Origin of the sequence: Parasphingopyxis lamellibrachiae (assembly GCF_003385775.1) — a bacterium.
GTDB classification, from domain to species: domain Bacteria; phylum Pseudomonadota; class Alphaproteobacteria; order Sphingomonadales; family Sphingomonadaceae; genus Parasphingopyxis; species Parasphingopyxis lamellibrachiae.
On record NZ_QRDP01000012.1, the window covers coordinates 1 to 2,030 of the forward strand.

A 2,030-nucleotide genomic window follows, 5' to 3' on the forward strand; every position below is an offset into this window, starting at 1 on the left:
AATGTCCTGTTGCCAGACTGCGTGGTGATCGCGAACGTCCAGAGAAATCGGCGACTCGGTGGTTCCCCATTCGGTTTGAAAGATGCGATCAACGCCTGCGGTCACCATCCGCTCAAGGGCTGCATTGCGCGGGTGCTCATGGCTGTTTCGATTGCCTGCCGAGACTATCGCGATTTCCGGTCTGATCAGTTCCAGAAACCTAGTTTCCGACGCATTGTCCGCACCGTGATGGTTGGCGTGGAGCACATCCACATCAAATCCAGCCGCAACGATCGCTTGTCCGACCGCAAACTCAACCTCGGCATTTTCAGCGCCAGATGCCTGGCCAGTCATGTCGCCCGATATGAGGAAATCGAAATTGCCGTATGTCACAAGAAACGACAGGGATCGTTCGTTGGGTGTATCGACATTGTCCACGCGGGCTGACCGTCCCCGGACAAATCCGTTGGCCGCGAACAGGATCATCCGCGCACCTGACCCAAGGTCGATCTCAAAACTATCGACATCTGCTTGCGAGTTGAGCGTAATCCGGGTTCCCATGGCATTGGCCATGCCTTGGTATTTCTCGATCGCTTGCGTATCATCGCGCATTAATTCAGCGCCATAATCGACGAAGTTGCGGACAATCAGGTCATCGCCCGTTCCCAGTTCTTCAGGATCCGGCAGGAAAAATTCACGTGGGCCGAGCCAATCGGCATCTCCATCTCCGTCATCATCTCCCGGTGAACCGGGCGCATCGTCGAAGCCAAGCAAGAAGCTGTGCCCGTGATGGCCGCCGAAGCCGACACCTCCGAGATGGTCGGCATCGTCATGGGAGATTATCAGGTAATCCAGTTCGCGAATTCCGAGCCGGGCGAGGACTGCCCTAATGATATCTCCGCCATCACGCCCCTTCATATCGCCGGCATCGAACAGGACATTTACTCGTTCACCATTGGCATCGACCGGGCCCTGAATCAGTGTCGCATCACCCTGACCCAATCGGATGTTCAGGATTTCCAGTTCGTTGGCACAGGCCGCGCCCGATAATCCCAGAGACAATCCGAGGATTGCGATTTTAACTGTGCGAAACATTGAGCTCTTCACGAAGTTGGTTTGACGCGAAAATATCAAACTTGATCCCAGTCAACATCGACAACTGGGACTGAGAGTTCGATCGCAACAGACCTTCCGTCCATTTCGGCATCCGCAGACGCCGCCATGGTGAGAACAACAGCCACTCTGTAACGCCTCCTCGGCACTGGCAAAGGTCTGCCCCTCACACAGATTGCCTTCATTGTCGCGATCGATGGCAATAGCTTCGATTGCACTTTCCATGACGGGCGATGATATCTGCGTTTGCTGGACGGCGTCCGCCTGGCCTGAAACAGCAGCCAAGATGAACAAGACAAATTCGATCATTGTAACCTCCCCTGAATTGATCATGAGGAAGTTGCGCCCAAATAGACTCGAAGTCAAAAAGCTGATTTCCGATTACAAGCTCAGGATTTTCCTGACTTACATGCTTGATGCTTTTCGCATATTAAAAATCCATCGCGGCAATTGCCTGCCTCCTCTGTTTCTTGATCAACCAAGCCTCCCAGCTATCATCGGTGCTCATTGAGAAGTGCCCCTCTCGATAACCCTCTATAACCGCTTCGCTGAAATCCTGAGTTTCGGTGATAATCTTGGATAAGCATAAGTCTTTCTCTGGTTTACAGGGTTCCCCAAAGATGGCGGCCTCCCTCCCTGCGTGGAAGCCTTTGCGCCATGCTATGTATTCACGTTCTGAAATGCTTTTGGTCATAGCAAACTCCTTGATTGGCAAATTTCAGCTTTAGATTCACTTTTGCAAAGCGCTCGGCACGAGCCGAAGTTGTCGATTTTTTTAGTGGTGGCAGCGTAAGGATCTGTCAGCGATCAATAGTCAGATTGGAAAACATCACGATACGCGCCATACAGTGACGATCACAGTGGAGGATATCGGCAATGGCAAACGATAAGCTAAGGCGAGTACATCTAACCAAAGATGACAAGAAAGGAGACTGGAA

General features: G+C 52.1%; 2 protein-coding genes. Both read right to left on the minus strand.

What is annotated here, in order from left to right; translation table 11 throughout:
• Positions 1–1,074: ComEC/Rec2 family competence protein (locus DFR46_RS14655; protein ID WP_116237448.1), on the minus strand; the 1,074-nt coding region annotated here is incomplete at its 3' end.
• A gap of 448 nt (positions 1,075–1,522) precedes the next feature.
• Positions 1,523–1,786 (minus strand): hypothetical protein, encoded by a 264-nt coding sequence (locus DFR46_RS14660; RefSeq protein WP_116237449.1) that lies wholly within the window; start codon positions 1,784–1,786, stop codon positions 1,523–1,525.
• Positions 1,787–2,030 lie beyond the last annotated feature (244 nt).